Annotated in this window: 15 protein-coding genes; 7 read left to right on the top strand and 8 right to left on the bottom strand. The window is 51.8% G+C overall.

Annotated features, from left to right (window positions below; all coding sequences use genetic code 11):
• Nucleotides 1–402 precede the first annotated feature (402 nt).
• The 3 genes from EBA_RS14340 to EBA_RS14330 all read left to right on the top strand — a co-directional run bounded on the left by EBA_RS14340 (nt 403) and on the right by EBA_RS14330 (nt 4,689).
• Nucleotides 403–2,280, top strand: coding sequence for a potassium transporter Kup (locus EBA_RS14340; RefSeq protein WP_192375342.1), 1,878 nt, complete (start codon nt 403–405; stop codon nt 2,278–2,280).
• Nucleotides 2,281–2,604: 324 nt separating this feature from the next.
• Entirely contained in the window at nt 2,605–3,219 is a 615-nt protein-coding gene (locus tag EBA_RS14335) for a hypothetical protein (RefSeq protein ID WP_192375341.1), read from the top strand.
• 33 nt (nt 3,220–3,252) lie between these two features.
• Complete coding sequence (locus EBA_RS14330; RefSeq protein WP_192375340.1) at nt 3,253–4,689, top strand: hypothetical protein; 1,437 nt, start codon at nt 3,253–3,255, stop codon at nt 4,687–4,689.
• Between the two features lie 393 nt (nt 4,690–5,082).
• On the opposite strand, the gene EBA_RS14325 is transcribed toward EBA_RS14330, so the two are convergent.
• Nucleotides 5,083–6,204, bottom strand: coding sequence for an aminotransferase class V-fold PLP-dependent enzyme (locus tag EBA_RS14325; RefSeq protein ID WP_192375339.1), 1,122 nt, complete (start codon nt 6,202–6,204; stop codon nt 5,083–5,085).
• A 195-nt stretch (nt 6,205–6,399) separates the two neighbouring features.
• Between EBA_RS14325 and EBA_RS14320 the strand changes: the two genes are divergently transcribed.
• Nucleotides 6,400–7,947 (top strand): cation:proton antiporter domain-containing protein, encoded by a 1,548-nt coding sequence (locus EBA_RS14320; protein ID WP_192375338.1) that lies wholly within the window; start codon nt 6,400–6,402, stop codon nt 7,945–7,947.
• A gap of 113 nt (nt 7,948–8,060) precedes the next feature.
• Here EBA_RS14320 and EBA_RS14315 read toward each other — a convergent pair whose 3' ends face one another.
• Entirely contained in the window at nt 8,061–8,237 is a 177-nt protein-coding gene (locus EBA_RS14315) for a hypothetical protein (protein ID WP_192375337.1), read from the bottom strand.
• A 108-nt stretch (nt 8,238–8,345) separates the two neighbouring features.
• Between EBA_RS14315 and EBA_RS14310 the strand changes: the two genes are divergently transcribed.
• Nucleotides 8,346–8,798, top strand: a complete 453-nt coding sequence (locus EBA_RS14310) for a tellurite resistance TerB family protein (protein ID WP_192375336.1) — start codon at nt 8,346–8,348, stop codon at nt 8,796–8,798.
• 36 nt (nt 8,799–8,834) lie between these two features.
• Nucleotides 8,835–9,191 (top strand): hypothetical protein, encoded by a 357-nt coding sequence (locus tag EBA_RS14305; RefSeq protein ID WP_192375335.1) that lies wholly within the window; start codon nt 8,835–8,837, stop codon nt 9,189–9,191.
• Nucleotides 9,192–9,470: 279 nt separating this feature from the next.
• On the opposite strand, the gene EBA_RS14300 is transcribed toward EBA_RS14305, so the two are convergent.
• From EBA_RS14300 to EBA_RS14285, 4 genes are all read right to left on the bottom strand, one after another.
• Nucleotides 9,471–9,653: a hypothetical protein gene (locus tag EBA_RS14300; protein ID WP_192377394.1), complete on the bottom strand. Its 183-nt coding sequence runs from the start codon at nt 9,651–9,653 to the stop codon at nt 9,471–9,473.
• Nucleotides 9,654–9,734: 81 nt separating this feature from the next.
• Entirely contained in the window at nt 9,735–10,628 is an 894-nt protein-coding gene (locus EBA_RS14295) for a SphA family protein (RefSeq protein WP_192375334.1), read from the bottom strand.
• Nucleotides 10,629–10,848: 220 nt separating this feature from the next.
• On the bottom strand, nt 10,849–13,728 hold the full coding sequence (locus EBA_RS14290; protein WP_192375333.1) for a PAS domain-containing sensor histidine kinase: 2,880 nt from the start codon (nt 13,726–13,728) through the stop codon (nt 10,849–10,851).
• Between the two features lie 723 nt (nt 13,729–14,451).
• Nucleotides 14,452–15,681, bottom strand: a complete 1,230-nt coding sequence (locus EBA_RS14285; RefSeq protein WP_192374356.1) for an IS256 family transposase — start codon at nt 15,679–15,681, stop codon at nt 14,452–14,454.
• A 725-nt stretch (nt 15,682–16,406) separates the two neighbouring features.
• Between EBA_RS14285 and EBA_RS14280 the strand changes: the two genes are divergently transcribed.
• Nucleotides 16,407–18,989, top strand: a complete 2,583-nt coding sequence (locus EBA_RS14280; RefSeq protein ID WP_192375332.1) for a hypothetical protein — start codon at nt 16,407–16,409, stop codon at nt 18,987–18,989.
• 299 nt (nt 18,990–19,288) lie between these two features.
• Here EBA_RS14280 and EBA_RS14275 read toward each other — a convergent pair whose 3' ends face one another.
• Both EBA_RS14275 and EBA_RS14270 read right to left on the bottom strand, forming a co-directional pair.
• Nucleotides 19,289–20,671, bottom strand: a complete 1,383-nt coding sequence (locus tag EBA_RS14275; protein WP_225616294.1) for a DUF3999 family protein — start codon at nt 20,669–20,671, stop codon at nt 19,289–19,291.
• Between the two features lie 2 nt (nt 20,672–20,673).
• Nucleotides 20,674–23,187, bottom strand: a complete 2,514-nt coding sequence (locus EBA_RS14270) for a DUF2339 domain-containing protein (RefSeq protein WP_192375330.1) — start codon at nt 23,185–23,187, stop codon at nt 20,674–20,676.
• Nucleotides 23,188–23,194 lie beyond the last annotated feature (7 nt).

The following is a 23,194-nucleotide window of genomic DNA, read 5'->3' as shown; positions in this document are numbered from 1 at the left end:
TTGGCGAGTGTTGGCACCGACCCAAGTGTCGGTTGATGCGTTTCAGATCGCCTGGGACACAATCTACCGATTGGCGGATAAAAATGTCGTAAAAATTCCCGGGTTGGTCGTTAAGAAAAGGTAAAACCCAATGGGGGGATTGGCTGGGTAAAGCCAAAATTCGTCAGATTAAACAGGACAAATGTCCAACCAAGCTTTTGGCGACTTTACGAACCGAACCAATCGCGAATGATGCGCTTCTTCAAGCTGTTCGTGGCTGGCTCGTGAATTGCCGAATTTTTACAAATTTTTTAGACGATAGTCGATATAGTCGCGCCTTATTTTTTATTCCATAGCTCGATCTACTTTGCCCTGCTTAACCAGGGTAATGAGCTAACAAGGCCAGGGTTGTCGATTAGCATCATGTCTGAAAATATCAAGTCTTCTCAATTTACCGGGTTAACGCTGAGTGCCATAGGCGTTGTATTTGGCGATATCGGCACCAGTCCTTTGTATGCGATTAAGGAAGTATTCCATAATGGTTTGACTACGGACATACCCCATATACTTGGCGTGTTATCGCTGGTTTTCTGGTCGCTCACTCTGGTGGTTGCTACGAAATACGCAATTTTCATCATGAGAGCAGACAATAAAGGCGAAGGCGGCATTATGGCGCTGCTCGCACTGGCCTTACAGACTGCCAAAAATGACAATCAAAAAACTAACAGGATCATCACGATTGGGTTGATTGGCACGGTACTGTTTTACGGAGATAGTATTATTACGCCGGCCATTTCCGTGTTAAGCGCGGTCGAGGGCTTGGAAATTATCGCCCCAAAGTTAGACGCGTATGTATTACCCACCACCATCCTGGTGTTAGGCGTATTGTTTGCCATTCAAGCGAGAGGAACAGAGGCCGTCGGGAAACTATTTGCGCCGATAATGTGTTTTTGGTTTTTAACTTTAGCGGTCCTGGGAGCAATAAATATCATCCAAGAGCCAGCCGTACTTAAAGCTGTCAACCCTATTTGGGGAATTCAACTGTTGCTCGAAGAAGGCTGGAAAGGCTTTCTTATCATGGGTTCCGTTGTCCTCGCCATTACAGGAGCTGAGGCGCTTTACGCGGATATGGGGCATTTTGGATTGAAGCCCATTCGATTTGCGTGGTTTAGTTTCGTGTTTCCTGCATTGTTGTTGAATTATTTCGGTCAGGGAGCGCTGTTGATTGGCAACCCGTCGGCGATAGAAAATCCTTTTTATTTACTGGCACCCACTTGGGCTCTCTACCCTTTGCTAATTCTGGCTACCTTCGCCACTGTAATCGCTTCTCAGGCGGTGATCTCCGGAGCATTTTCGCTGACCAGGCAGGCCATTCAGCTGGGATATTCCCCTCGTATGGAAATCCAGCACACCTCGGGTGATGAAATGGGCCAGGTGTACATTCCGGCTGTCAATTGGCTGCTGATGGCTTCAGTCTTTATTCTGGTGATTAGCTTTAAGTCATCCAGCGCACTTGCGAATGCGTATGGTCTGGCAGTCACAGGCACTATGATTACTACGACGATGTTAGCTTTTATCGTTATTCAGAAATTGTGGAAATGGAACACTGCTACCAGCACCACTTTTTTAGCCACGTTTTTGACATTAGACGTTCTGTATTTCCTGGCTAATTCCTTAAAAATTCCGGAAGGCGGCTGGTTGCCGCTCACAGTTGGGCTGGGTCTATTCCTGATATTTACCACTTGGATCAAAGGGCGAGCACTCTTAGCCAAGAAAATGGACGAAAAAAGGGTTTTGTTCGAGGAACTCGAACAAAAAATACAGGCGGGACAGTTAGCAAAGGTCAAAGGCACAGCTATTTACTTAGCAAAGACCTTGCATGGGGTTCCACAGGTATTGATGCATAATCTGGAGCATAACCGGGTGTTACACGAGCAGATTATCGTGTTAACCATGGTTACTAAAGAAGAGCCCTACGTCGACGAAGCCAACCGTCTTAAAGTTCGCGTGTTTGGCGACGAACGTAATTTCTTTCGCGTCAAACTCTACTTTGGCTTTATGGACCAGCCAGACTTGCGCCGGGCATTACATCTCTGCCGAAACGAAGGGTTAGTGATTGATGAGAAACTAGCTTCCTTTTTTGTGGGAAGTGAAAAAGTGTCTTTTCGCAGAAAAAGTCCTATGCCGAAATGGCGACGGGCACTATTCCGATTTTTACTTCACAACGCCTCCAGTGCCATTGAATATTTCAGGTTGCCAGTTGATCAAGTAATTGAAGTGGGTATTCGAATCGAGTTGTAGTATGTGTTGAAGGCCTTAAGCCGTAAGCTCCAACAACCATCCCATTAAAGTTTCGCATTTGATTTTTAGTGTTTAAAAAGCATCGACCGCATTTCACTGTTCCCGATCACGTAAAGCCATAAAGCGCAAAAACAATTTCATAGGGCGCATTAGAGATGGTGCAAGTAATTGATTTCGCAGCGTTGAAAAATATCTGATCCTGTTTGAACCTTTGGCCACATAACCGGCATTAACGCTAGTGTGTCTTCAGGGCGCGCTAGGTCTTGCAAAGGCGTTTTAGTCTCGGCAGGTGTCGGTTTATCAATAATTTCAAAAAGGATTCTTATGCACCGTTTTTTTTCATCCATGCGCACTCTGGCGGTCGCTATTTCCCTGGTTGCAGGCTGCGAGGCGGCCCAAGCCGCGCCAACTATTTCGTTTAGCGCGCCGCTGGCGGAAATACATCCAGGCAGCTCGTTTTCACTATCTATACTGGCAACCGATTTTCCGGTAAATCTCGAATTATTGGGCGGCGGCCTAGACATTACCTCCAGCGATCCAAGCGTACTGCGTATTGACGCGGCAACATTCGATCCTTCCTGGGAAGAGAGCTTTTCCGACAATCCAGTCATCGATGACGCAGGCAGTCATGCCAACCGTTTGGGGTTCGGCAGTTTCAGCGGTAAAACAGGCAGCTTTCTGATTGGTTCCATCAGTTTCACCGCAGTCAGTGATGGGATCAGTCAAATCGACCTGCTGGAAAACGTCTTCAACGGCGGATTCACTTTCTTCGACGCCAGTAATCCGAACCCGGCTATCCCGGTCATTTCATTTGCCGGATCAACATTGACGGTAACGCCGGTGCCACAAGCGGTACCTCTGCCTGGTGCCGCCTGGTTGTTTGCCAGCGCTATGGCCGGTTTCGTCGGTTTGCGTACTCGTTCAGCCGCGTTGGCTTAAGTCGTCCTTGTTACATTCGACCCAGGAATTAATATGAGCATTACTTCAATTCGTCCCAATCGACCAACGCTATTGGCAATGATGGTCGCCATGTCTGCCTTTGCCTCTGTTGCTACAGCCGTGACCGATCCGAATGCGCCTTTGTACGGCTCCTTAAGCAATTTTGACGTTTACAACGACAATCCTCCGGAAGTGGAGGTGCATGGTTTCGAAATCGAGCTGCACGGCGTATCGAAATCGGAGATAGGCTACTCTTTCGGTGCCCCTTACCAACGCTACGGTAATCCACTGGTTATCGACGGCGGCATCGATGCGCAAGGTAAGGCGGTTACCCGCATACGCTATGAATCACCTTACGATGCAGGGGCTAGCCGTTTCACCGAAACCACGCCTCGTGCGCCGGCAGTGACGAATACTGGCGGGCACGCCTGCTACCTTGGCGGTCCGATTGGTAATTATGCTAGTAGCGGCTGTGAGCATTTTGGGGTTGGTGTTATCGGCACCGCGACGCAAACTATTTACCGCTGGCTGGTAGCCGATCCTGCTACGCCGGGCAACCTGATTCCAGTCACCAATCCGGGTACCGGGTTGCCGGTGTCAGCCTCTATTCCTGCCCCTATCTGGAATGTGCAGCCGGCCCAACAACCGGACCTGAATCCGCAGCCGGAAGTCATTGCCGAAGTCGAAGCGCCTGAACTCGAACACCCTGAGGATAAGTTTGGACCGGCACAATGGATGAAGGTTATTAAGACTGAAACCGAACAATCGGCCAAACTGGAACATTTGCTGTTCGACGACCCTAAAAACCCGGTCAATGACGACGTGAACAATGTGGTTGAAACCGAGATCGAATGGGAAATCATGCAACAGCGCAACCCCCTATTCTTGGGTGGCGGTGGAAAAAAAGGCGGTAACGGCGGCGCGGCTGTTGCCAAACAAGCCAACGGTGGGCAATTGCAGAATGGCAAGAAATCGGTCACTCGCCGCTACGAGTTCTACAAATACACCGGGACATTGACGGTAGAAGGCGAAGCCGATCCGCAAGCGGATATTGATGTTGACGCCAATGGCAATCCGCTTGACGCGGCTATCGGTAATCTACAGGGCGTGCAAATGGTTGCGGTGAATCTGGATTCGGACGGTGACGGCATCGATGACGGCAATGACAATTGCATCGTGGAACCTAATCATCACGGCGACGTTGCGCAACGAGACGATGACGGCGATGGCATCGGCAACGCTTGCGACGCACATTGGGCCAATAACTTGGGCGACCAGGTAGCCAACTTGGTGGATTTGCGCATCTTCAAGCAGGACTTCCGCGATGCGGCGCGTAACCCAAAATTGGATTTGAACGAAGACGGACGCGTAGACTTGTCCGATCTGAGCAAATTCAAAGCCATGTTCGGCAAACCAGCCGGCCAATCAGGCAAAAAAATCTGCAACGCATTGAATCCGTGCTTGCCATAACAACGGCGTAGTTAGAGAAGCTTGTCAGGGGGATTTACCCGGTTGCGCAAAGCCTTCATAAAATACGTCGATAATATTTCCAACGGCCGTGACTGCGCAGTAAGCGAAGCCGTTGGCGTATAAAACTATCCGGAAGGCATCACCAAGCCGTCCGGCGGCGCCCCCGAGTCTTCTGGGGGCACCGCCGAACCTGCCGGGGTTGCATTCCCTGTTGGCGAAGGTGCAGTTGGGATGCCGGGACGTGCCTTCCAGGGAGTTTTATACGCCACCTAGGTAGTTTGGAATGCCTTCACGGGTGTCGGCAATGCGCACGGATACCTTGGAAGTCCTGCAAAGCGATACACCCCCGTTTTATTTCCTAAAAGCTCTCAATGAGACTGTTGCACCGAATGCTTATTCAGCAACGGCCAGCGCCAGTGCCTTATCCAATTCCGCCAGCGTGTTATAAAAATGTGGCGAGAAACGAATCCCACCGCCGCGTAACGCGCAGACCACCCCGTTTTTCTGCAGATGCTTATAAAGCACTTCATTGTCTATACGCCGATGCTTGAAGTTGACGATGCCGGACTGCAAACGGCTGTGCCGCTGCGACAGTAAAATCAGCTCGGCGTTGGCGCTGATGGCGTCGCGCAGGTAGTTGCTGCGTTCCAGAACCAGGGCCTCGACCGTCGGCATGCCAGTTTCCAGCAATAAGGACAAACTGGCCGACAAGGCGTGAATGCCCAACATGTTTGGGCTGCCGCATTCGAAGCGGCGGGCGCTGGGATGGATCTCCCAAGGCAGGTTTTCGTAGTTATGCGTGTCTTTCATCATGTGCCAGCCGTATTGGCTGAGCTTTAGCCGGTCGCGCGCGGCCGGGTTGGTGTAAAACACTCCCAGGCCTTCCGGGCCGAATAGCCATTTATGCCCATCGGCCATCACGAAATCGGCGTGATAAGCTTGCACATCGAACTGCACCGCGCCCAGGCTTTGAATCGCGTCGATGCAAAACAGGATGCCGCGCTGCTGGCAAAATTCGCCGATGCGTTCCAGATCCATGCGCAAGCCGGAGGCGAACTGGATGGAGCTGATGGTCAGCAAACGCGTGTTGCTATCCACCAGTGCAAACAAGGCGTCTTCCGGGGTTTGGGTGCTGTGCAAATCGGCTTGTCTAAATTCTACGCCTTGTTCGGCCAGGGCTTGCCAGGGCAGGCGGTTGGAGGGGAATTCCTCGTCGCTGGAGACGATGTTGTCGCCGGCCTGCCAGGGTAAACCAACAGCGACGAAGGACAAGGCTTCCGAGGTGTTTTTCACCAGGGCAATATCGTCGGACGAGGGCGCATTCAACAGTTCTTGCAATTGCCGGCGGATTTCGTTTTCCTTCTTCAACCAGTCCAAATAGTAATGCGAGCCGAACTGGCTGTTTTGTTCGGCAAACTGCACTACTGCCGCGCTGGTGCGTTTCGGCCAAGGGGCGACGGCGGCGTGGTTTAGATAAATCAGCTCGTCGGTTAATGGGAATTCTGCATGCTTCATGGGCTATACCGGTAAATGAATGGACCTGTACGGATGATGCGTTAAAACATCCTGCCTATCAACCTCTGATGTGCGCACCTATCTCTAGCTAATGCCGGCGTCAAATTCAACGCGGTTTAAAAATTAACCGGAAAGCTTTTAAAACAGGTTACGATCCCAATATATTAAACGGCGTTATTATTTTGGTTGATGTATATGATGGAACTAATCTGGATTAGCACGGCATATATGGCTGGTTTGGTGGCCAGTCGCCTGTCTTTTCCGCCGCTGGTCGGTTATTTGGTGGCCGGTTACGTGTTGCATGGCTTAGGCATTGCCGTGTTGCCCGATCTTCACCATCTGGCGGATATCGGTATCGAGCTACTGTTGTTTTCGGTGGGTCTGAAACTCAAGCCCAGTTCGCTGATTCGCCGGGAGGTGCTTAGCGTTGGCGGCTTGCATTTGCTGCTGATGGCGATGATTTCCGCTCTGGTGTTTCTGTGGCTGGACGAGCGTATGACCGGCGGCTTGGTGCTGGGCCTTAGTTTGGCGTTTTCCAGTACAGTGTTGGCGATCAAGGTGCTGGAAGATAATGGCGAGTTGTCGTCGCTGCACGGCCGGGATGTGATGAGTATCCTGATCTTGCAGGACATCGTGGCGATAGGCCTGCTGGCACTGGCCGAAGGCAGGCAGCCGACACCCTGGGCTTTGGCTTTGTTCTTGTTACCGCTTTTACGGCCCGTTGCGCATCGGGTGCTGTCGGTCAGCCGCTCCTCCGAACTGAAGCTGTTGTTGGGCGTTACCTTGGCTTTGGCGGGCGGCGTGGCGGCGGAATCTGTGGGTATTGCCGCTGACATTGGCGCCTTATTGACCGGCGTCATGTTGGCAAATCATCCCAGGATCAAGGAGTTAAGCGATAGGCTATGGGGCTTGAAAGAACTATTTTTAGTCGCGTTTTTCTTGCAGATTGGTGTCAGCGATTTACCCAACCGCGAGCAGATCATCGACGCCTTGCAACTGCTGGCTTTGTTGCCGTTGCAAGGCGCGCTGTTCTTCGGTTTGTTTGTGGTGGCCGGACTGAGGGCGCGCAACGCCTTTGTATCGTCCTTGGCCTTGATGACGTATAGCGAATTTGCATTGATTACTACCGGTGCGGTGGTCAACGCTCAACTGCTGCCGGCGGAATGGAACGCCATTATCAGTCTGGCGGTGGCCGGTTCACTGGCGATTGCCGCGCCCTTAAACCGCTATTCGCATCGATTGTTTTCCTGGGCCGAGCCGGTGCTGCTGCGTTTGGAAAGAAAATCCGAGCATCCTGACCGCTTGCCCGACTCTTTCGGTGCCGCCGAATGGTTGGTGATCGGCATGGGACGGACCGGTGGAGTAGTTTACAAAACCTTGTGCAAACAAGAACAACGCGTGGTTGGGCTGGATTCCGACCCCACCGTATTGGAATATCATCTTGCTGCCGGGCGACGGGTGGTTTATGGCGACGCGGAAGATAACGAGTTATGGATGGGTTTGCCCTTGCACAAAGTCAAAGGCATTTTCCTCACCGTACCGGCTTTTGATGTGCGTCTAAACGCTGTCGCCCAGCTTAGAAAACGCGGCTTCACCGGACAAATAAGCAGTATTTTTTATCACGGTGTGGAAGAACAGCAATTATTAAATTTGGGTGCCAATTTTGTGATTCATCCTTTGGTCGAGGCCGGTCATCGTCTTGCCAGCCTGATGTTGGACAGCCGCGACGAAACAAGCCAGTAAAGGGCTGCTGGCGCTGGATGAGCCGTTGATGCCAGGATTAGACATATTGTCCTGAATGGCCGATTTCAGCGTAAGCAAGGGCAAACCGCTAAAATACTCGGCTTGTATCGGGACTACGCGGCTTTGCGGACAAACAATACGATGTTGGCGGTATCAGTTCGCGGCCAGGCCTGAAAATCGATGGGTAACTCCATCAATGGCCCGGTAACGCATAACTTCAACGATCCATCGGTCGCCATGTAGAGTTTTTTCGGCAACTTGGCTCTCTGATTGTCGGTTTTGGTGTTCATTAAGGTCAGACTGGTGAATGTTGGTAGCCTTCACTTTATTGCCGGTTTCTTATTGTTGCCTTAAACCACCCGAATTTAATTGTTTGAAACGTATTCCGGAAATCCAACATGCTCGAGCAAATCAAATTGTTTTTTGAAAAACACCTTTCCTTACCGTCACCCGAGCTTGCAGCGGAAGCAAAGCTTCAGGAGGCCTTGACTGCCTTAATGACGGAAATGATGATCATGGACGATGTCTGCCAGGATGTCGAACGGGCCAAGATTCTGTCCTTGGTGAAAAAGTGTTTTTCCCTCTCCACCGAACAGGCCGAGATCTTGATGGCCAATGCGGAACAAAAGCGTCAGCAGGCGGTTGATTATTACGAATTTACCTCAACAATCAACCAATGTCTCGGCCCTGAGGAGAAGATAACGTTTGTTAAATCCCTCTGGCAAATCGCTTATGCCGATGGCAATATCGATCCGCAAGAGGAGTATATGGTGCGCAAGATTGCCGATCTTCTTGGCGTCTCGCATACCGATTTTATTCTGGCCAAACTGCGCGCGAATCCCAATCCCTGACTATCGCCGGACCAACACTTTTAAAATGAATCACTCATGAAAAAGAGCAAGAAAAACAAAAATCTGTTGCTAAAAGAAGTTGAAATTGAGGTCGGTGATTTGTACTTCACCACTGCCCAGCAATACCGGGCGGTCTTGGCGATCAAGGGCGATTTTTTAATTTACGCGCCAAGCTCGGAAAACATGAACCCGTTGCCGGCCGATAGCAAAATGCCTTTTGAAAACTCGCCATCTAAAAAATGCCAGATCGCCACATTTGCACAAAAGGAATATCAAGCATTTGATTGGCACGGCGCGGTAGCCGTCAAGCACAAGCTCACGGCGTCTCAGGTGGCCGAGGCCATCAGCCAATGTAACGCGAAAGCCCAAATTGCAGGTTTGATGGCTGAATAAGCCGTTTTTCGATCCAAGCTGCTCGCCTAAATCGGTGTAAGCACTCCGCTGTCGTTGACAATGCGATTGCCCCCACTATTGATCCGGCTTGGTGAAGGTTTAATGGCCGTCCGCCTGTCGAAACGCGGCTTATGCTTCGACAAGGTTCTCCTGAATGTCGCCGCAGAGGCGTCTCTGCCCGAACGATTGAAGCATTCAACAGCCCCGTCAATCGTTTGCAGCAATTGGCCGCGCGCGAATGGCCTTTTGGTCTGCGCGCAAGGCTGTCCAGGCTCGCGATTAAGGCATTCTGCCATTCGCGAGCAGCATTTTGGCTTGTGCGTTTAGTGCTACATCAATAAACGCGTCAAGGTCTGATTTTTGTTGTTTGTTCGAAACGGAGAACGGGATGATTTCGGACATAAGCACTGTAAAAATATAAGCAAGCACCGCATTGATTTCTGTATGGCTCTCTTGATTCATATTTTGAGTCAACTTATAAGTGGTTGATTAATTGATAAATCCAATTAAATTTTCAACGTATCTTATCGGCTTATGCCTTATTCAAAAGGCCATAAAAATACGACAAATCAAGTATTCTTGGTCGGCACGACCTTGAACACTGAACTCTCGCAGATACTTCACTGAAACAGTAACATCTCGATCGAATAGGTGTGGGGTATACATGGCTACTGGGCCTAAGCTGGAAGCTTCGCTATTGACATTCACTAAGGTTTCGGCACTTGCCCTGTCGGCAGTGGTTTGGCGATAGTGCGAACCGGTGATACCAACTGCAAGATCGGGTCGAATGTAATGTCCCAGCATATAATCAACATGAAATTCATCGCCGCTTTGATAAGCGGTGGCCGGATTTTTTAGATTGTTCATGTAGCCTAGAGTAACCGACAGTTCATTATCTGCTGGTAATTGCCAGGTTAGAGACAGGATGTGATCGAATGTCCAGACATTACGGCCGGCATTTAATGCGCCTTTTTCATAATATCCGGTAGGCGCAACAACACCTTCAAAAGCTAAAGCCGTAAGACTACCCCATTGCCAATTCAGTGCTATTGGTATCAGATAGGCATCACCCAGACCAAATCGGGTCATATCGTTATTGTTACTTTGATCTTTTGCGGCCACTAATCCGGGATATAGGGCAACGATAAAATTTCCGCCCAGTATTTTTTGGCCGGTGGCATGAACGATACTTGGCATTTCGAGAATGGTTCCAGTCTGTCCCTTGGTGTCCTTATAGGCGGCATAGAAATTATTAAAGAAAGTACCTTTTTCAGGCATGACCGCCATTGCAAAATCGCCGTAAAAACCCGGCAGATAATTGCTTCCACCACCTTCCGAAGCATGGCTAACTAGGGGGCCATTCCAGATAAGTGCGACAATCGCCAGATACCGCAGGATGGCGGATCGCCTTAATTGATGCGGGCTATTATTAATCATCGTAGCATCTCTCCTGTTATGGAACGTCGACTCTATGGTCAGCCAGATTCATTTGAAGTGGCTATACGGCGCCAAGTAATAATGGGCTCCCAGGCGGCATCGCTGAATGTCGTGTCATTATTCAGTGATGCGCAAATTCCTCTCCGTCAGCATAGAGAAGATAAATCACCTGTTTGTTGGCGGATGCTGAATAGTTACGATGTTGTTAAAGCATATGACACTAGAGCTGTTCCGACTCGTCCAACCATTGCAAGATGGCCGGATAATCGAAGCTTTCCGCCGGCTTGGACAAAGTCCGCGCTAACGTGGCATCGATGCCTGCTATCCGTTGTATGATTTCTATTATGTTGTCACTGTTCAGGCAGATCAGTTCATACCTCAGCTCTATACGCAGCTCTAACGGCAATCTTGCCAGCATGTCGACGATTTGTTCCGTGGCAGGCATTTCTTCCATCGCATGTTGAGATGTGTAGACATATTCCAGGCTCAGTTGCCGAGCCAGACAGGCATAAATTTCATCGAAACGATAGGGTTTGCGCACGAAATCGTCCATGCCGGCATCCAGCATTTCCTGCTGTTGTTCCATGAAGGCGGAGGCGGTCACTGCGACGATTTTCACCATTTGACCATCGGGCAATCGGCGGATGTATTGAGTGGCTTCGATACCGTCCATCACCGGCATCTGCTTGTCCATCCAGATTAAATCGGGCTGCCAGCTTTGAAAGACTTCTATCCCTTGCTTGCCGTTCTCCGCGATATTGGTTTCCAGGCCAAGTTGGGTCATCAAACGGTTCAGCAGCAACTGATTTTCGCGTTGATCTTCAACGATCAGGATGCGGTAGCGAGGTTGGCCTGGCGCGAGTTCCACCAGCTCGCTCGCGTCGAGGTGCTTGGAATGGAGAATCTGGTTGGCGTCAGCCAATTCTACCGGCAATTCGACCCGGAACAGCGAGCCCTTGCCGGGTGTACTGTCGAGAGTAATCTGGCCGCCCAAGAGATTGACGAACTGACGGGTGATAGTTAGACCGAGACCGGTACCTTGATTGATGGCATGTTCACCCAGTTGCACAAATGGTTCGAAAATACGAGTCTGTTCCTCCTGCGGGATGCCGACGCCGCTATCCTCGACTTCGATCTGCAAATGCGAACGCTTGTTTTGTCTTACGCCCAAGCGCACGCTTATCTCGCCTTGATCGGTAAACTTGATCGCGTTGGTAATCAGATTGGTCAGAATTTGTCGAATGCGGGCTTCGTCGCTGTTGATATAGCGCGGAAATTCCGACGATTGATCGAGTTCCAGCCGTAAACTTTTTTCACGGGCGCGGATCTGCATCATTTCGGTAACGTCCCGCACCATGGCGCCCAGATCGAATGGTGCCATGTTCAATTCCAAACGGTCCGCCTCGATTTTGGCCATCTCCAAGACGTCGTTAATCAATTTCAGCAGATGTTCGCCGCTACGGTTGATGATGTTCAGGTTTTCAGACTGGCTGGGGTTCAACTGGGCATCCTGGCGCATCATATTGGAAAAACCCAAGATGGCGTTTAGCGGGGTGCGCAATTCGTGGCTCATGTTGGCCAGGAAAACACTTTTGGCCTTGTTTGCCGATTCCGCCGCGTCCCTGGCCAGCAGCAGTTCCTCGGTACGCTGTAGAACCGTTTCTTCCAGATGGTCCTTATAATGGCGAAGTTCTTCGCCGGTTCGTTTCAGCTCCTCTTCGAGCCGTTTGCGTTCGGTGATGTCTCTAGCCACGCCCAATACCCCGATCAAGGCACCGGCTTCGTCGCGCATCGGCGTCTTGATGGTTTCGAACAAGCCGTGGTAGCCGCTGGCCACGAACGTCAGCCATTCCTCGTTGCTGCAAGGCTTATTCGCCTCCATAGCAATTCGGTCGTGCCCGCGAAAGAAATCGGCCAATTCGCGATCGATGAAATCGTAGTCGGTCTTGCCGATGATTTGACTTTCGGCGGCGCCGAAAAACGTTTCGAAGCGCGGGTTGCAATTCAAATAAATGCCTTCCGGATCCTTAAGCCAGACGAGATCTGGAATAGCGCACACCAGCGATTTAAGCTGGCTGCGTTCCACGGCGAGTTCCCGCTTGCTGGTCACCAGCGCCAATTGTGCCAGCAACAAAGCGTCGCGATCTTTCAGTAACGCGCCTTGCCGAATCATCGCCAGCACGACTACTATCACAGAACCTATGTCCGCCGCGGTTTGCACAATGAACGGTAAATTGTTGAGGGTATGGGAAAACACCACGGCCAGCGAGGCCATTACCACGGTGAGTAGAGGAAACAATCGCAACATGCCCTCGCACCAGCGGTCCCAGCTGGGGTCGGTATTGTCGTCGATATTCCAGCTGGTTAGGCTGAAGCCGATCAACAATACCGCTACCGAAAACGATATATTGAACCAGGCGCCGTCGATAGCGGTGCCGTCCAGGGCCATGAAATTCCAGCGCATCCAGCTAAGTCCGGTGATAATCAGGCCGATCAGAAACAGCAACAGACTGGAATTGGGGCGCTGGCGCAACACAGGCATCATGGTCAGAGCCAAACTGGCGGCTCCGAACAGCGTGGCAGGATAGGCTATCAGAATCAGCAGCGGCAGCAGCGCGGTTTCGCCGCGTTTGGGCAGATACAGCGCCAGAATCAGTGTCAACATCGCCACGGTCAGGGTTAGTGCGTCCAGCCAGATTGTTTTGCGTTCGGCCGCTACGGTATGTCCACGGATTTCCAGCAGTAAGCCTATGGCGATGCAAGGTCCCAGCCACAGATACAACAAATCCGATGGAGCGGGGAAGTTGGCATAAGCGATCGCGGTTTGAATATCCCAGAATATCTGGCCAACGGCATAGCCACTTAAACCGAGCGTAAACCAGAACACGCTTTTGGCATCGGCTGGAGCGGCTCGTTTCAGGCTCAGACAGCCCAGGATTGCCGATGAGACAGTGCCCGATGTCCAATGCATGTTATCGAAAAAGCGAATCCAAGAAATGTCGGTAGATAGGCGGATACCTAGAGTGCCGATCACCACGCCCAATATTCCGGCCGATAGGACGATTTTGCTGATGGCAGGCATGGGTTGGCGTCTATGCATGCTACACCAACACCACACTCTGATTAAGTTCCATATTGATCAATTTGGCCTGTAAATCTTCGAAGTCATATTCGCTTAGACCAATATAAATCAGTAAATTACTTGTGATACGTTCAAATTCATAATTTGTTTCCACGTTGCCCAGCGTTTTGTGGGTTTTACAAGTCGCTTCGGCCAGTTTTAATGTTGCAAGAAGATTCTTTTTGGGCTTAGTGCATTGTATTTTGTCCGCAAAAATATCTTTCGTTTTATGGCGGTCGGTAATGGCTTCACAGATATAAGCCGTTAGTTTCCAGGCTTTGGCGACAAAATAACCGACAACAGAATGATTGCAATCGATGAGGTCGTTTTAAACATCGGAAATCCTACGTTTAGGCTCTGCATATGCGTTATTCAAAACGCTTAAATAATGGTCGAATTTTCCAATAAGTAAAGCTATTCCGGATTAGCCTTGGTTGGTTTATGGCGCGCCCGCCGAGTAGATTGGATGGCATGTGCCCTACACATCATTGATCCGGCCTTCTGAAACATTAATATCTGATCATTTTGCCCCAGTCGAAAGGCTGTTTGCGTTTCGACAGGGGCGAACGGGTTCAGCATTTAACCTCCGCACTAATCGTTTGCAGAAATTTACCAGGCGCGAATAGCATATTGGCTCGCGCACAAGGCACTAGTGGTATGGGTTTAAGGGGGTATCCCGAATTTTGTGTAAACGGGTTTAAGTTATCGGTTAGGGATTCGGTCTTCGAACTGAATACTAAACCGGTTTAATGCGGCTTTCCAGTCATAGACGGGCATGGTCCACTTTTGGCTGATATTCTTCAATGCCAGATAGAGCAACTTGGATAATGCGTCATCGCTGGGGAAGATCGCGCGATTTTTTATGATTTTTCTCAGGCTTCGGTTCACCGATTCGATGGTATTAGTGGTGTAGATCACCTTGCGAATCTCGGGCGGATAGTCGAAAAACGGGATGATACGGTCCCAGTTTCGTCGCCAGATCGGGGCAATGGTGGGATAGGCTTCGTGCCAGTTGGCCTCGAATTCGGCCAGTTTTTGTTCGGCTTCCCTGACGGTAGCGGCTTGATAGATACGCTTGAGGTCGTCGGCGACCGACTGGCGCCTTTTGTAGCTGACGTAGTTAAGGCTGTTACGGACCAAGTGCACGATGCACAACTGCACAGTGGCTTTGGGAAACACGGTTTCGATCGCTTCCGGAAACCCCTTTAGACCGTCGACACAGGCGATAAAAACGTCGTTGACGCCACGGTTCTTGAGCTCGGTGACCACTTGCAGCCAAAATTTGGCGCCTTCGCTTTGGGCAATCCACAGCCCCAGCACCTCTTTGTGGCCGTCCAGATTGACACCAATAGCCAGATAGACCGCCTTGATCCGCACACTGCCACTGTCCCGCACTTTGGTGTGTAGGCAGTCGAGGTAGACGATGGGGTAAATCGGATCCAGCGGACGGGTTTGCCAGGCGCTCACCTCCTCAAGGACCGCGTCGGTCACCGAGGAAATCAAGGTGGGCGACACCTCCGTGTGATAGATCTCCAATAGATGGGCCTGGATTTCCCGTACCGTCAGGCCGCGGGCGTACAACGAGATGATCTTGTCGTCGAAGCCCGTCCAGCGCCGTTGATGCTTGGCGATAATCTGGGGTTCGAATTCGCCATGACGGTCACGGGGAATCTCGATGGGTAAGTCGCCGAAGTCGCCTTTGAGCGTTTTCCGGCTCTTGCCGTTACGGGCATTGCTATTGGCGTTGGTCACCGCCTCATGCTTGCCGTGGCCCAAATGCGCGGTCATTTCCGCTTCCAGGGCGCGTTCGACAATGGCTTTGGTCAACTGCTTTAACAGTCCATTGGCACCGATCAGGTCTTCGGGTGTTTGATAGTTCGACATTAAGGCATCGAGTAATTCATCAGGAATGGCTTTGGGTGATACGGTCATTTTTTCATCCTCATCAGGATCGGTAGTTTCCTACCTCATGGCCGTTTACACAAAAATTCTTACACCCTCGGGTTTAAACCAATTAGGCTTGCTTGAACTGCTTTTTAGCTTGCGCGCAAAGTTATTCAGGCTGGCGATTAAGGCAAATTTGCCGTTCGCGAGCGGCATTTTGAGTTGCGCGTTGACTGGTGCAGGTTTGCGCTTAAAGCGATTTGCCTGGCACGAAGGGCTTATTGGCTTGCGGGCTAGCCTAAATGCCTTGTGGTTAAGGTAAAAAGGGTTTCGAGAGAAGCAAACAACCTGGCGTTGGTAGCTCCGTACTGTACTGTCGAGGTGTTGTGGCCAGTCGTCCCCCCACAGCCCGCAGCAAATTTCGCCACCAAACTTGGCGGGTGGATTGTTCCACTTTGCGCTTGGCGCCGCGATTGAAACGCACCACTATAGCCTTGCATACGCTACCGTGTTGATCGGCCTGGCAATCAACGATATTTCGTAACTCGAACGACATATCGTCGCCGCTTCCGCCAGTCGGCTCATTGCCGCCAACCTGAAATGCCTTAAACACCAAGACCAAAACAACATTAAAACAATCGTTTACAGGGCGTCGGCAGTAAGCACGCGGCAATTGGCACAAGAAATGACAACTAAACGCTAACCATCGGACATCGGTTAGCGGCTAACCGCCTCCGAGACAACACTTTTATCGTTTACTCAGGAGCAGCATCATGTACCGCCCATATTTCAAAGCTCACCCATTAGCGCTGGCGTTTGCTGGCATCCTAGCCAATGGCCTTTTGACCTCACCCGCCCTTGCCTACGAGCTGGTTTGGGACGGCAGCGGCGACAGCGACAATTGGTTTTACTCGAACAACGACTTCCTTCACCCTAATACCAACTGGCTCAATAACGACCCATTATTACTGCCGACTGCTGGCGATACCTTGGTCTTCAAAGGCAGCACCCGGTTGACGCCGCTTAACGACGGCCCGGATGCCATGGCCATCAACGGTATTACCTTTGCGGCCGATGCCAAGGCGTTTACCCTAAACGGCAATCCCATCGTCAGCATCGGCAATATCGTCAATGCCAGCCGCAATCTGCAAACCATCAATATGCGGATCGCCATCGGCGCCGATCAGATCTGGGATGGCGGCAATATCCCCGGCGGCTTTTTGCAAGTGAATCAATTCACCGATTTGGGCAACCATTCCCTGACCTTGTTACGCCACGCCAAGGTTTCCGCCGGCAATAGACCACTGATTCTCGGCGAAACCGGATACGCACGATTACTGGTGAAAGGCGCGAGTACGCTGGACAGTGTCTCGGCCGTCATCGGCGACGGCTGGGGAAGTACGGCGGAAATGACCGTCCAAGGCTTGGGATCGAAATGGACCAATCGCGGGAACATGAACATAGGCACGCACGGCAAAGCCACCCTGAATATCCTAGATTCCGGCTCGGTGATCAGTAAGAGCACGTCTATCGGCAACGGCGGCAAAGTGACTATCGATGGTCTGGGATCGAGTTGGACCAACAGCGACTATCTTAACGTTGGCTATCTTGGTGAAGGTACGCTAAGTGTGACCAATGGCGGTGCGTTGAACTCCGGCCGAAGCACCATAGGGGACGGCACCGGCCATACCAGCTTAGTGACCATAGACGGTACCGGATCGAAGTGGACGAATCAGAGCCTGTCTATTGGGGTGCCTGGCCATGGCCGTTTGAAAATCACTAACGGCGGGGCCGTTATTTCTGGCGAGAGTATCATCGGCGCTCAGGGTGACGGCAGCTTAGTCGTCGATAGTGGCGGCAGCGTGAAAAGCGACAAAGGAACTATCGGCAGCACCGTTGGCGGTGTGGGGGTGGCAAGCATCAATAGCCAAGGATCGACATGGACTATCCGGGATAGACTAACGGTAGGCAATCAAGGCACCGGCACGCTGAATGTGGAAAATGGCGGAAAAGTGGAGAGCGCAAGCACGGTCATAGGCAATGCCATCGGCGGCTCGGGCACGGTGACTGTCAACGGCGACGGCTCGCAATGGCGGAACCAAGGCGATCTGTTCATCGGCCAGGGCGGACAGGGGCTGCTCAATATCGAAAACCATGGCCTAGTTTCGGTTGGCGGACACTTCCGAATTTTAAGAACCGGCGTCGTGAATCTGAGCGGCGGCACGTTCGAAGTCGTCAATCAAGACGAAGTTCGCCCTGGGCCTGGCGGCCAGTTTAACTGGCGCGCCGGCACCTTGAGTATCACTGGCGCCGATGGCGTGACCTTGGGCCGCAATGAAATATTTAGCCCGGTCACCACCCTAACCAGCGGTAAAACCTTGGCGGTGAGCAGAAGTCTGAACGTCAACAGCGGCAATCTATTATGGCTAAACGGCGGCTCGGTTAAGGCCGGCACGCTGGCTTTGAACGGCGGACAAATCGTTTTCGATAATGGTAGCCATCTGGATATGAACGACATCGGCACCTTGTCCGGCTACGGCAAGCTGGCATCGACAGTGAGCGGCGGCACGGCGGCCAACACCATCCGCGCCAATAACGGCAATCTGCTGCTGGGCGACGCCAATTCCACTCAAGGTTTCGAGTTTGGCGGCAAGTTGGAAGTCGGCTCCAATCAAGTGACGCTGCTAGATAAAGATAAAGCCCATTTGGGCGTCTCCACTATTCTCGCCAGCGGTGGCAAGTTGATTACCGTCAACGGCGCCGATCTTGGCAGCGGCGAAACCCTTAGTTACACCGGCAACGCCAGCATACTAGGCAACTTTACCAACAACGGTGACGTGTCCGGCACCGATGGCGTATTAACCTTCTTAAACGATGTTAACGGCGCCGGTGGCTTTAACGGAAGCGTTGCCTTTCATGGCGATTACAACCCAGGCAACAGTCCTGCTGCCATCGACTTCCACGGCGGCGACATTAGCTTCAACGCCACCTCCGTTGTGACGATGGAAATCTTCGGCAAGCAAGCCGGTAGCCAATACGATCAGTTGCTGAATATTGATCATTTCGACTTTAACGGTACGTTGGCCTTGGTATTCGGCGGCAACTTTACGCCGGTCGCCGGCGACGTGTTCAAGCTATTCGACTTCGCCGGATTCATCGGCAGTTTCAGCCCGGACCGCATCAGCGTCGCCGGCATAGACCGCAAGCTACTCGATTTTTCCAACTTGGCCGCCAACGGCAGTCTGCGCGTCGCAGCCGTGCCGCTGCCGACCGCCGTATGGCTGTTCCTGAGCGGTTTGCTGGGCATACTGGCCAAGTCGCGCCGCAATATTCGCCATAGCGCGAGGCAATCGTAAAAAGGGCCGTCGGGCGGATAAGCGGAGCGTCATCCATCGTTCAAGTGTTTTCAATGGTCATCCGCTTCTCCAACGGCAAGGGATTCGGAAATTGCTGCCGCGCAATCCAAGGCATAGACTTCTGCGGCTTCGACCAAACGATGAAAACTCGATGAAGGCTTTTAAGCCCTAGAGTAAGTCTTTAATCGAACTATCCTATGTATCAATAGTTTGGCATCGTGGTGGTTTATGTTGATTGGCGGATGACGCTGCGCTTATCCGCCCTACATTCTTTGATCGTTGGGATATGACAGCAGATTTTATTCGCGGTCACTCGAGTCGGATAGATTGGCAACGCGCTTCCCGACCCGGAACAAACTCCAAGCCAACGCGATAACCATCAGTACGATGGCGATGCCCAGAAACCAGCGGCTGTTCAGTAATTGACCGAAATTAAAATGGTTAACAGCAGCGGAAATCTCGGTTTCCGGCCCCAATCCGGCCGAGTTGCTGCGGTAACCGCGCCGCAACAACTCCTGGATCGGTGCGGTGTCGTAGCGCGGCGCTGCGGCGGTTTCGGTGCCGTATTTCAGTTGATAGCTCAAGCCGGTTTGCGGCAAGAACAGCAATTGGTAGCCCGGACCGCTGCCGGCGACGGTGTTGACTTGCAGTTCCGGGTTGTCCTGGTCGTGAATCACAATGCGGTAGCGTGCTTGCCGTTGTTCAGGAAAACCGATGCTGGTTTGCTCGCGATTGATGTCTTGATAATGCAGGGCTTCCAGGGTGCCGCTGCCGATGGTCTGCATTTGGGTTTCCAAGCCTTGTGTCAGTGGGATTTGCACTTCGGCTTGGCGGCTGAAGTTTGGGGTCATGATTTGCAGCTTAAAGCCGTTCAGGGGTTGTCGCAGGGTGTCTACGTCTATGACGGTGGCTTTTTGCTCGGCATCGCGTTTGATTTTAAAACTGACCGGGTAATCAAATGGCTGATCGGCGTCGGCCACGGTTTCGCCTACATTGTGCCATAGCTCTATGCGCTCGACATGCAGCGCTTCGGTGCTTAGTTGCGTGGTTTCCTGGCGTTGCAATTCCTCGCCGCCGCGCACGGTGCGGGTTAGTTCCAACAGTTCGGCAACCCGGGTCTGGCTGGCCTTGGCGACGACGATTTTGAACTGGCGGAAGCTATTCGCCGGCAACTCGACATCGTGATTACCGACACGCATATAACGCGAATAATCGTAAATCTGTGCGCGCTCGACCAGCAATTGCCAGTTTTCGCCGTCGTTGGAGCCGTGAATCTGCAAGGCGTATTCGAAATCATGCTGGTTGGTGACCAGACTCAGGCCGTCGGCGTTGGCAGCGTTTTTGTCCAGTTGCACGGTCACGACGAAGCCTTCGTCCTCGTCACCGAATTTTTGCAAATCGATGGTCTTACTGGCACTGGCTAGGCGCTTGCTGACTGTTTTCTGGCTGGCGATTTTTTCCAGAAAATACGGGGTTTCGACACCGTTTTGATCGGTCAGGCGTAGGTCGCGAAAATCGGCGGCGCTGTTTGCATACACCGCGCTGTCCAGCGGCACGGCCAGCAGACTTTGTTGCCCGTTATCCTGGGCCAGCACTGGCCGGAAGAACCGGTACGCCGGTGTTTCGTTGGCCCAAGCCTGGGACAAAAACAGGCAGGATAACACTGCAAATTTGGCGATCATGATCATGTTTTGTTTTCGGTATTGCCGATAAAGGTTTGTTGATAACGCATGTAAAAAAACGCGCCGCCCAGCGCCAGCATGCCTAGCACGATAAAGGCGACGATCCGGTAAATTTGTTCCAACCGGGCTAGGTCGATGAAAAACACCTTCCAGGCTACCAAGGCAAATAGCGCCAGGCCGACCAGGCGCAGGCCGGCAATTTGCCGCTTGATGCCATTAAACACCAGTGTCAATGCAAATATCGACCACAAGATCGACACGCCGCCGGAACGCAAACCCGGCACATATTGATACAACAGTGAGTTAATTTCCAGACTTAAAAAGGTAAATAACAATACCAGCGCCGCACCGCCCAGCCACTGGCGGATATTGCCGGTGTCGACTGTGCTGTCCGACAGGCGGCGCAAGGCGAACAGCAAAAAGCCGATAGTGGCGGCAAAATCCAGGAAACGCATCAAGGCCAATTCAAACGAATAGCCGCCGCCGTAACGCAAGGTCCAGACGCTGTCGCCGACGGCAATATGGCCCAGCGTCAAATCCCAGGACGGCAGATCGAACAACAGCATCTTCAGGAACACGCCGATCAGGAACAGTCGAAGCGCTTGTAACAGCCAATCGCCGGTACCGGCTACGTAACGGCTCAACAACAGCCAGCACATGGCCAGCCAGACCAAGGTCAATACCGGCAATTGCAAGGGTGGATACAGATAGGCAAAGCTGCGGAATAACTCCAGTTGCAAGACGATAAACAACAAGCCGCCTCCGACCAGCAGGATGATTTGCAGCAGTAGATTGTCTTTTAGCCACAGCGGCACATCGTTGCCGGCATCGCAAGCCCATGGCGAGGCGGGTGCCGGCTTTTCGATCAGGGTATAAGCCAGCGCCACCGACAATATGGGAATGCCAAAGCTGATCACGCGTTCCAGTAAACCCAACAGGAAGGCGCCGAACGATTGCTGGCTGTCCATCGTCATGCCGTATTGGCCGGGCAAGTCGATGAAACAAAAACGCACCAGCACCAGTGCATACAACAGATAAGCCACTTGCTGTAAAAACGCGCTACGCAATTTGCCGGCCATCCACAGCATCACCAAAGCTTGCAGCGACCAGCTGACGGTGATCCATTGATTAGACAGCAGCAGGGGCAGGGTGATGGTCACAAAAAATGCCGCCAAACCGATGAAGCTGATCAGCAGTTCTTTATCCGCCACCTTGCGCGCCAGACAGTAATACACATGTCCCACGTAAAACGCCGCCAGCGCCACGGTCAGTAAGGCGGTCCAGATTTGCCCGTAAGCCTCGTCGATCAAATGATAAGCGGTACCGAAGAAGATCGCGGCATTGACGATGAGGCCAATCAAATCGAGCAGAGTCGATTTGCTGTGGTTGACCAGGCAGAACAAAAACACTGTGGTGGAATACAGCACAAAAAAGCCGGTCAAGAACGGCAAGACCTGCCAGAAATACTCGACCTGATAATTTTGCATCGAACCGAAAAACAACAGGTAATTAAAGAAAAAGCTCAGGAAATTTAATAAATGCCACTGCTTGTACCAGTTAATCGCCAGGATGCCGACGCCTAGCAATAGCATGTAACTAAACAAGCCGGGGAAATTGACCTGGCCGGTAGATAGCATGATGGGCGTGCAATAGCCGCCGATGATCGCAAAGATAGCGACCAACATGGAATCCAGCTTGATCGCCAAAAACGCCGCGCAAGCGGTGACTAAAATCATCAAGGCAAAAGTTGGGTAGGCGTCCAGCAGATGGTAAAAACTGTGCGCGGCAAATACGCTGAAATACAACACCGCGATGCCACCACCCAGCAAACCCTGGCTGAACAGATGATAGGTGCCGCCGACCAAGCGCACACCGCCGACGATCATGCCGACGCCGGCCAGCACCGATAAGGCCACCCGTGCTTGCTCACCGAGCATGCCGTTGTCGATGGAATATTTCAGGAAAAAACCGATGCCCGTCACCAGGATTAATACACCGATGCGCAGCAGCCAGTTGCTGGCCACGGCATATTCCATCGCTACGCCTTCCGGCCGGTGGCCTTCGCCGACAATGATCCAGTTCCAGATTTCTTTTAGGATTTTCTGCGCTGCTAACTCGAAGCGACTAGGTTCGGCGGGTTGCCAGGTATTTTGACTCCAGGCGTTTTCTTGGGTAGGCTCTGCGCTGGGGACTGGTGTATTTTCGACTATTGGCGGAGCCGGTTCGGCAGGGAATTGGCTGGCGGTAATGTCGAATATTACCTGTTCCGTTGCCGGCGTTTGCGCTTCGAATAAGGCCGGTTGCGGCGGCGTTTCGGTAGCCGCTGGTACTTGTGCCTTCGACAGTTCGCGCAGCAGTTTGCGGTCTTCGCGCAGCGCGGCTTCTATATTACGCAATGTGTGATTAATATCATCCTGATTACGTTTCTGGCGGCCCATTAAAACGGCCAACATCGCGATCATCACGATGGGTACTAAAATCAGGACAAAAGCGATAAAGCCGAAAAAATCGTCCACGGCAACT

The organism is Methylomonas albis, assembly GCF_014850955.1.
Classification (GTDB): domain Bacteria; phylum Pseudomonadota; class Gammaproteobacteria; order Methylococcales; family Methylomonadaceae; genus Methylomonas; species Methylomonas albis.
The sequence above is the reverse complement of the archived record's forward strand: the minus strand, read 5'-3'. Positions and strand labels throughout refer to the sequence as shown.

Excerpts from the sequence above, each read along its gene's own strand:
- EBA_RS14305 (WP_192375335.1), top strand. The coding sequence starts at position 8,835 with ATGAAAAAGAGCAAGAAAAACAAAAATCTGTTGCTAAAAGAAGTTGAA.
- EBA_RS14290 (WP_192375333.1), bottom strand. The coding sequence starts at position 13,728 with ATGCATAGACGCCAACCCATGCCTGCCATCAGCAAAATCGTCCTATCG.
- EBA_RS14310 (WP_192375336.1), top strand. The coding sequence starts at position 8,346 with ATGCTCGAGCAAATCAAATTGTTTTTTGAAAAACACCTTTCCTTACCG.
- EBA_RS14300 (WP_192377394.1), bottom strand. The coding sequence starts at position 9,653 with ATGAATCAAGAGAGCCATACAGAAATCAATGCGGTGCTTGCTTATATT.
- EBA_RS14275 (WP_225616294.1), bottom strand. The coding sequence starts at position 20,671 with ATGATCGCCAAATTTGCAGTGTTATCCTGCCTGTTTTTGTCCCAGGCT.
- EBA_RS14340 (WP_192375342.1), top strand. The coding sequence starts at position 403 with ATGTCTGAAAATATCAAGTCTTCTCAATTTACCGGGTTAACGCTGAGT.
- EBA_RS14325 (WP_192375339.1), bottom strand. The coding sequence starts at position 6,204 with ATGAAGCATGCAGAATTCCCATTAACCGACGAGCTGATTTATCTAAAC.
- EBA_RS14320 (WP_192375338.1), top strand. The coding sequence starts at position 6,400 with ATGATGGAACTAATCTGGATTAGCACGGCATATATGGCTGGTTTGGTG.
- EBA_RS14330 (WP_192375340.1), top strand. The coding sequence starts at position 3,253 with ATGAGCATTACTTCAATTCGTCCCAATCGACCAACGCTATTGGCAATG.
- EBA_RS14335 (WP_192375341.1), top strand. The coding sequence starts at position 2,605 with ATGCACCGTTTTTTTTCATCCATGCGCACTCTGGCGGTCGCTATTTCC.
- EBA_RS14295 (WP_192375334.1), bottom strand. The coding sequence starts at position 10,628 with ATGATTAATAATAGCCCGCATCAATTAAGGCGATCCGCCATCCTGCGG.
- EBA_RS14285 (WP_192374356.1), bottom strand. The coding sequence starts at position 15,681 with ATGACCGTATCACCCAAAGCCATTCCTGATGAATTACTCGATGCCTTA.
- EBA_RS14315 (WP_192375337.1), bottom strand. The coding sequence starts at position 8,237 with ATGAACACCAAAACCGACAATCAGAGAGCCAAGTTGCCGAAAAAACTC.
- EBA_RS14280 (WP_192375332.1), top strand. The coding sequence starts at position 16,407 with ATGTACCGCCCATATTTCAAAGCTCACCCATTAGCGCTGGCGTTTGCT.